This is a genomic window from Paraconexibacter sp. (assembly GCF_041602235.1).
In the GTDB taxonomy this organism is placed as follows: domain Bacteria; phylum Actinomycetota; class Thermoleophilia; order Solirubrobacterales; family Solirubrobacteraceae; genus Paraconexibacter.
Genome location: NZ_JBFIGP010000183.1, coordinates 1 through 7,656, shown reverse-complemented (window position 1 = coordinate 7,656; position 7,656 = coordinate 1). Strand labels below are relative to the sequence as shown.

Annotated in this window: 8 protein-coding genes; 6 read left to right on the top strand and 2 right to left on the bottom strand. The window is 72.4% G+C overall.

From position 1 onward, the window contains the following. From ABYE80_RS14040 to ABYE80_RS14025, 4 genes are all read left to right on the top strand, one after another. Positions 1-912 (top strand): FAD-binding oxidoreductase (locus tag ABYE80_RS14040; protein WP_372790908.1); only part of this gene is annotated, 912 nt, incomplete at its 5' end. Between the two features lie 9 nt (positions 913-921). Beyond that, positions 922-1,629 carry a hypothetical protein gene (locus ABYE80_RS14035; RefSeq protein ID WP_372790907.1) on the top strand — a complete coding sequence of 236 codons (708 nt, stop codon included), beginning with the start codon at positions 922-924 and terminating at the stop codon, positions 1,627-1,629. A gap of 19 nt (positions 1,630-1,648) precedes the next feature. After that, positions 1,649-1,966 carry a hypothetical protein gene (locus ABYE80_RS14030; protein ID WP_372790906.1) on the top strand — a complete coding sequence of 106 codons (318 nt, stop codon included), beginning with the start codon at positions 1,649-1,651 and terminating at the stop codon, positions 1,964-1,966. Further along, positions 1,963-2,853 (top strand): ketopantoate reductase family protein, encoded by an 891-nt coding sequence (locus ABYE80_RS14025; RefSeq protein ID WP_372790905.1) that lies wholly within the window; start codon positions 1,963-1,965, stop codon positions 2,851-2,853. Before ABYE80_RS14030 ends, ABYE80_RS14025 begins: the two co-directional genes overlap by 4 nt. A 444-nt stretch (positions 2,854-3,297) precedes the next feature. On the opposite strand, the gene ABYE80_RS14020 is transcribed toward ABYE80_RS14025, so the two are convergent. Together ABYE80_RS14020 and ABYE80_RS14015 are read right to left on the bottom strand one after the other, a co-directional pair. Beyond that, complete coding sequence (locus tag ABYE80_RS14020; protein ID WP_372790904.1) at positions 3,298-4,839, bottom strand: HD domain-containing protein; 1,542 nt, start codon at positions 4,837-4,839, stop codon at positions 3,298-3,300. 58 nt (positions 4,840-4,897) lie between these two features. After that, positions 4,898-5,278: a VOC family protein gene (locus tag ABYE80_RS14015; RefSeq protein WP_372790903.1), complete on the bottom strand. Its 381-nt coding sequence runs from the start codon at positions 5,276-5,278 to the stop codon at positions 4,898-4,900. Positions 5,279-5,426: 148 nt separating this feature from the next. On the opposite strand from ABYE80_RS14015, the gene ABYE80_RS14010 reads away from it, so the two are divergent. Together ABYE80_RS14010 and ABYE80_RS14005 are read left to right on the top strand one after the other, a co-directional pair. After that, complete coding sequence (locus ABYE80_RS14010; RefSeq protein WP_372790902.1) at positions 5,427-6,182, top strand: MBL fold metallo-hydrolase; 756 nt, start codon at positions 5,427-5,429, stop codon at positions 6,180-6,182. A 44-nt stretch (positions 6,183-6,226) separates the two neighbouring features. Further along, positions 6,227-7,621 (top strand): ABC1 kinase family protein, encoded by a 1,395-nt coding sequence (locus ABYE80_RS14005; RefSeq protein ID WP_372790901.1) that lies wholly within the window; start codon positions 6,227-6,229, stop codon positions 7,619-7,621. Positions 7,622-7,656: the final 35 nt, after the last annotated feature.

The following is a 7,656-nucleotide window of genomic DNA, read 5'->3' as shown; positions in this document are numbered from 1 at the left end:
CTCGTGGAGTCGGTCCGGGCCATCACCCCGATCGGCACGTGGGAGAGCCGGCGCCTGCCCGGGAGCGGCGCCGGGCCCTCGCCCGACCGGCTGCTGCTCGGGAGCGAGGGCACCCTCGGCGTGATCACCGAGGCGTGGATGCGCGTGCAGCCGCGCCCGGAGCATCGCGCCTCGCGCGCCGTGCGGTTCGCGACCTTCCTGCAGGGCGCCGAGGCGGTCCGCGCGCTCAGCCAGAGCGACCTGCACCCCGCCAACTGCCGGCTGGTGGACCCCCAGGAGGCGCAGCAGACCGGTGCCGGTGACGGAGCCGCCGCCCTGCTCGTCCTGGGGTTCGAGTCGACCGATCACCCGGTGGACCACCTGCTCGAGCGCGGCCTGGAGATCTGCCGCGCCCACGGGGGCACGCCCGACGAGCCGCGCGGCGGGGGCGCCGTGTCGGCGTGGCGGGACGCGTTCCTCGCGATGCCCTACCTCCGGGACACGCTGATGCAGGTCGGCGTCATGGCCGACACGTTCGAGACCGCGATCACGTGGGAGCGCTTCCCGGGGTTCCACGAGGCCGTGGTCGGCGCGACCCGTGAGGCGCTGGGTGAGCCGTGCCGGGTGACCTGCCGCTTCACGCACGTCTATCCGGACGGCCCGGCCCCCTACTACACGGTGATCGCCCCGGCGCGCCGCGGGGACGAGATCGCGCAGTGGCACGCGATGAAGGCCGCCGCCAGCCGCGCGATCATCGAGGCGGGTGGCACGATCACCCACCACCACGCCGTCGGCCGCGACCATCGCCCCTACTACGAGGACCAGCGCCCGGACGTGTTCGCCGCGGCGTTGCGCGGCGCGAAGGACGCGGTGGACCCGTCGGGGGTCATGAACCCGGGGGTGCTGCTGCCCGCTCCCGACGGCCGGGGGTAGGCTCGGCGCATGCGCGGACGCCCCGCCCTCACCGCTCTCGCGACGCTCGTGCTGCTCGGCCTGTCCCCGGGCGTCGTCGGCGCCGAGGCCGAGGACGAGGAGCTGACGCTGCAGACCCCGCTCGAGATCAACGTCGATCGCGATCCGGAGCCGGAGATCATCCGCGTCCGCGAGATCACCTGCTACTCCGACAGCGGGGAGACGGCGCCGCCCTGCGAGGGCGAGTTCCCGAACCGCGACCTCCAGATCGAGCTCGTCAACCGGTGCCACGGCGTCGAGCGCTCCACGCCGCTGCTGGTCCGTTCGGAGAACTTCGTGACGGTCGCCGAGGCGGTGGAGCTCGACGGGCGCCGGGGCCGGGAGTTCATCGTCGGCGCGGCCAGTGGCGCCTCCGGTCGCAACGGCCAGATGGTCGTGGGGCGCGTCCGCGACACCGGCGACGGCTGCCCGAGGTTCCGGCGCGTGCTCACGCTCGGTCCGTACACGCCGCGGACCCGCAAGCCCCGACGGGCCTCCTACCACGCCACCGGGTTCGTGATCGCCCGCTCGCTGCGCCGGGACTTCCCGGGCCGGGAGCTCGTCGTGCGCCAGCCGTGGTACCGCTCCAACGACGGGGGTTGCTGCCCCACCTATCTCTCGAGCGCGTACTACCGCTCCAAGAACGGGCGCTACGTCCGCTACCGCACCCGTGTCGAGCGGTTGTCCCGCGACCGCTGACGGGTACCGTTCGGGGAGCATGAGCAATCCCGAGGCCAAGAACTTCGAGGCGATCGTCAAGGCGAAGGATCAGCACAACAAGAGCTGCCCGTTCCCGCCCCACACGGTCCGCATGAACCCGTTCGAGATCGAGCGGATGCAGTGGGAGGAGGGCGACACGATCGCCGGCCTGCTGCTCGAGGCCGACGGCAAGGTCGGGACCGGCAGCTTCCGGCTCGTGTGCGACGGCATGGAGCCGCCCGAGCTGGAGCTCGAGCAGACCGACACGATCACCGCGCCGGCCGAGCCGATGGTCATCCCGGTGGGCCCGACGCGCGAGAACGACCCCTTCGCGTGATCGCGGTCCTGGGGGCGGGCGGCGTCGGCGGCTTCGTCACAGCCGCGCTGACCCGCGCGGGCGTTCCGGTCACCCTGGTCTGCCGCGAGGACACCGCCGCCGTGGTGGAGCGCGACGGGCTCCAGGTGACGAGCCGCGCGCTCGACGCGACGTTCACCGCCCGCCCGCCGGTGACGCCGCAGCTCCGGTCCGCGGTGGACGTCCTGCTCGTCGCCACCAAGGCCACGACGCTGGAGCAGGCGCTCGACCGGGTCGCCGCGACCTCACCGGCGCTGGTCGTCCCGCTGCTCAACGGCCTCGACCACATGACCGTGCTCCGCGAGCGCTTCGGAGCGGACCGGGTCCGGGCCGGGGTCATCCGGGTCCAGTCCGACCGGCCGCGCACCGGGGTGATCGAGCAGTCGAGCGCCGCCGCCCGGATCGACGTCGCGGGCCCCGACGACGAGCGGACCGCAGGCCTGCTCGCCGCGCTGCGCAGCACCGGGATGGACGTCCGCAGCGGTGCGTCCGAGGCCGACGTCCTGTGGTCCAAGCTCGCGCGCCTGAACCCCATCGCGTGCGCGACGACCGCCTTCGACGCGACGCTCGGTGAGATCCGCGAGGACCCGTCCCGGTCGAGCGCCCTGCACGCCGCGATAGCGGAGACCGTCGCCGTCGCCCGCGCCGAGGGCGCCGCGGTCGACGCGCAGGCGACGGCCGCGGAGGTCGACGCGCTGCGCCCGGACCAGGACTCCTCCATGCGCCGCGACGTGGCGGCCGGCCGCCCGCCCGAGCTGGACGCGATCCCGGGTGCCGTCCTTCGCGCCGCGGAGCGTCACGGCGTCGCGTGCCCCGCGGTGGGGTACCTGCACGAGCGCATCCGCGAGCGGCTGGCCGGGGCGGTGTGATCCGCGCCCCCGGGCCGGCCCGGGACGGGCTACCCGCGGGAAGGGCGCGCACTCCGCTTCTGGGGCCGGTCGCTCAAGCCGGCGCGGATTCGTGCCGATGGAACTCTCTTGAGAGAACGTTGCGTTACTTGCCAACCGCGGCGCCGCCCGTGCGTTTCCCAGTCATGTCCGCCACAAGCTCGCTGATCACCGCCCCGACGGTTCAGACCGTGCTCGCAACGATGCGAGCGCTGGGTGGAGAGCGTCGTGGCATCACGGTACGCGAGCTCGCGTGCCGCACGGGCATGGGTGAGTGCGATGTGCATCGCTCGCTGGAGCGGGCGCGGGCCGAAGATCAGGTAGCGCGAGTTGGGCATTCGCCGCTGGGGGTCCCGATCTTCGGCCTGACGTCTCGCGCAGCGGACTTCGCCGACGCCGCCTGACGCGCGTCACGCCCGTCGCCGGTCAGGCCACGAGCAGCTTGCGTCCGTAGGCGCGTGAGAACAGCTCGTTCTCACGGCGCGCCGCCCAGCGCGGCACGCTGACGTCGCCCTCGGCGTCGAGCGTCAGCGTCACGGCGTCGCCGTCGACGGCCACGGCCACGTCGCGGACGGCCTGGTCGCGCGAGCGCTCGAGGTCCTCCGCGAGGCGCAGCAGCACCGCGCAGCGGTCGAGGACCGCGTTGTCGCCCTTGCGGAGCAGGGCCGCGAGCGGGCCCGCTGACGGCATGCCCTTGCGGTGGTAGCGCGCGGCCTGCGCGATGAGGGCCACCTCGCGGGGGGAGAACCCGGGCAGACCGGCGCTCAGCACGAGGTACCGCGTGTGCTTGTGATGGTCGTCGTAGTCGACCGCGACGCCGATGTCGTGCAGCGTGCTGGCGGCCCACAGCAGCTCGCGCTCCATCGGGTCGCCGGGGTGCAGGCCTGCCGCCGCCAGCGCATCGAACAGGCTGAGGGCGAGCTTCGCGACGTGCGCGGTGTGATCGGGGTCGACCCCGTACTGCGCGGCGAGGTTCAGCACGCTCGCCGAGCGGACGTCGTCGAACACGGGTGGGTCGCCGCGGTCGGCGAGGAAGCGGGAGAAGAACACACCCTCGCGTAGCCCCGCCTCGGTGGTCTCGAGCGCCGGGAAGCCACCGACCTCCATCACCGTCTGGATGACGACCGCTCCGGCGAGGATCACGTCAGCGCGCCCGGGCTTGATGCCCCGCACCTTGCCGCGGTCCGCGCGCGGCAGGGAGGCCAGCTTGTCCACGAGTCCGTCGATCGTCTCCCGTGAGATCACGTATCCCTGGACGCCCCCGCTGGGCAGATCGGCCTCGCGCTGCGCAGCCACGGCGAGGTTGCGCACGGTGCCTCCGACGCCGACGAGCCGGTCGCCGCTGCGGCCGAGCCACGGGGCGCGCTCGAGCCGGTCCCGGGTGTGGGCGCGGACCCGGTCGAGCTGCTTCTTCGTCGCCGGACCGTCGTCGTCGAGGAACCTCTCGGTCATCCGGACGGCGCCCAGGCGCCACGAGGCGGACTCCGCGGCGTGGCGCCCGACGACCGAGACGAGCTGCAGCGAGCCTCCGCCGATCTCCAGGACGCAGCCGTCGGCGAGCGTCGTGGAGTTCACGGCGGCGAGGAAGCCGTACGTGGCCTCCTCCTCGCGCGACAGGACACGGATCGGGATCCCGGCGCGCTTGACCGCCTTGGACAGGAACGCCTCCTGGTTGGCGGCATCGCGGATCGCGCTGGTCGCGACCGCGTCGATCTCGTCGGACTCCAGTCCGCTGGCGCTGCAGAAGTGCGCGAAGACTTCGAGGGTCTCCAGCGCGCGCCGCATCGGTGCTGCGCCCAGCTCGCCGGTCGCCGCCATGCCCTCCCCGATGCGCACGGGCTGGTAGATCTCGTCGGTGCGTCGCCACCAGCCGTCCTGCGAGGTGAACACGACGAGCCGGAAGGAGTTCGAGCCGAGGTCGCACACCGCCAGCCGGCGGCGGCCGGTGACGGGGGGAGCGGTCGGCACGCGCGCATGTTCGCGCATGGGGTCGGTTCGAGTCCCGGTGGGCACCCGTGTCGGGCGCTCAGCCCTGCTTCTCGATGAGCTCGATGCGGTAGCCGTCGGGGTCGCGGACGAAGCACAGGCGCGAGCCGCCCTCGCGGACCGAGTACGGCGGCTTCTCCGGCGTGATCCCGCGCTCGGCGAGCTGCGCGAGCGTCGCGTCGAGATCCTCGCTCGTCACGGCGATGTGGTTGTACCCGGTGCCGAGCTCGTACGAGTCGATGCCGTGGTTGTAGGTGAGCTCGAGGCGGGCGCCGTCGCCCGGCAGGCCCATGAAGACGTTGATCGCCTCGTCGCGGATCGGCATGCGGCCGACCTCCTCGAAGCCCAGGGCCTCGTAGAAGGCTACGGACCGGTCGATGTCGCCGATCCGGTAGCACGTGTGGAGCAGCTGCGGGGGCATGGTTCTCCCTCGGGGGTCGACGGGACGCGGCAGAGCCGCACGCCCGGAGCCTACCCCGCCCCCCGCGCGGCGAACGCGGGTTCCTCCGCCAGGCCGCCGGCGGCCTCGCGTTCGGTTCGCGGGGTGGACCCTGGGTAGGCTGGCCCGTGTGATCACCGAACGCAGCCTGCTCCCGAACTTCGTCACCAACACCTACCTCGTCGCCGACCACGAGGGCGGGTCGGCGTTCTTCGTCGACGCTGGTGGGCCGGTCGGCCCGCTGATCGAGCGCGCGAAGGAGCTCGGCGTCGAGGTCACCCACGTCCTGCTGACGCACCACCACTACGACCACGTCTGCGACCTGCCCGCCGTCGTCGACGCGTACCCGGGGATCGCGGTCCTCATCGACCCGCGCGAGAAGGCCCTGCTCGAGGACCAGTACGCGGCCCTCGTCACCGGGGAGATCAACCCTGGCGATCACGTGACGGTGGGCGAGCTCGACGTCGAGGTGCTCCACACGCCCGGTCACACCCTCGGCATGTTGTCGCTCCACGTCGGCGGCGAGGTGTTCACGGGCGACACGCTGTTCAAGAACTCCGTCGGCGGGGTGCGGGCGCCGGGGCACACCACGTTCGAGGACATCAAGCACTCGATCATGGAGGTGCTGCTCAAGCTGCCGCCGGAGACGGTCGTGCGGCCCGGACACACCGATCCCACCACGGTCGCCGACGAGTGGGAGCACAACTCCTTCGTGCGGATCTGGCGCGGCCTGGACCCGGAGGGCGACGAGCCGTGCACGGCGCTGGACGAACCCGCGACCCTCGTGCACCTCGGAGATGACTACGACGGCGGGCACAAGGCCTGGGTGCGGTGGCCGGACGGCTCCGACGACATCGTCCCGGGGTCGCGGGTGCAGCGGGGCTGACGCCCGGCCACCCCGCGGGTCCCGGTGCGTACAGTTCCCGGGACATGGCCGACAAGGAGAAGAAGGTCCCGACGTCCCGATACGCCCGAGCGGCGCGGATCGGTCGCCTCGGGGCCACGCAGTCGGTGAAGCAGATGGGGACGCGCGCCGCGAACACCGTGCGTTCGGAGGAGGCCGGGCGCGCCGCCATGGAGCGCCGGCAGTTCGAGGCCGCCGAGCAGCTGGTCACCGTCCTGGGGACGATGAAGGGCGCGGCCATGAAGCTCGGCCAGGTCCTGTCGTTCCTCGACGTCGGCCTCGTGCCGGAGGAGTACCGCGCCGAGTTCCAGGTCAAGCTCGCGGCCCTCCGCGACGCGGCGCCGAAGGTGGCCTTCAAGGACATGAAGAAGGTCATCGAGGCCGATCTCGGGGACCGGCTCTCCGCGGTCTTCTCCGAGTTCGACGAGCACGCGATCGCGGCCGCGTCGATCGGCCAGGTGTACCGCGCCACCCTCCGCGAGGACGGGCGGGAGGTCGCGGTGAAGGTGCAGTACCCGGGCGTGAGCGCCGCGGTGCGCGCGGACATGCAGAACCTCGGGATGATCATGCGGATCATCGGGCGGCTCGCCCCCGGCCTCGACACCAGCGCGCTCGCCGACGAGATCCGCGAGCGCGTGATCGAGGAGCTGGACTACGAGCTCGAGGCGAGCAACCAGCGCCGACTCGCCCGGATCTACCGCGGCCACCCCTTCATCGTGATTCCCGGCGTCGTCGGTGACCTGTGCCGGGAACGCGTGATCGTCACCGAGTTCGTCGAGGGTCAGGGGTTCGAGGAGTTCAAGGCGACGTGCACCGAGGAGGAGCGCGACCGTCTGGGCGAGATCGTGTTCCGGTTCTACTTCGGGTCGATGTACCGGTTCCTGCAGTTCAGCGGTGACCCGCACCCGGGCAACTTCCTCGTGATGCCGGACGGTCGTATCTGCTTCCTGGACTTCGGGCTGTTCAAGACCATCGAGCAGCGCGTGGCCGACGTCGAGCTGCACTCGCAGCGGCTCACGCACGAGCGCCGTGGTCAGGACCTCGTGACCTACTGGCGGCAGGAGGGCTTCCTCACGGGCGCCAAGGAGATGGAGCCCGACCGCCTGCTCGCGTTCGCCGACATGGCGACGGGCTGGTACACCAAGGACGAGCCGGTGCAGCTCACGCCGGAGATCGCCTCCGACATCGTGCTGGGGGTCTCGACGCCGATGGGGGAGCACTTCGCCCGCATGCGCCACGAGTCCATGCCGCCGGAGTACCTCTTCGGCCGGCGGCTCGAGCACCTCACCCTTGCCGTCCTGGGTCAGCTCGAGGCCCGCGCGAACTGGCACCGGATCGCGCGCGAGTGGGTCTACGGCGACGACCCGGTCACGGAGCTCGGCAAGGCCGAGGCCGCCTGGCTGGCTTCCCGGCACGCCTGAGCCCCCGATGGAGCGGCGTCCGCTCGCGCGCCTGG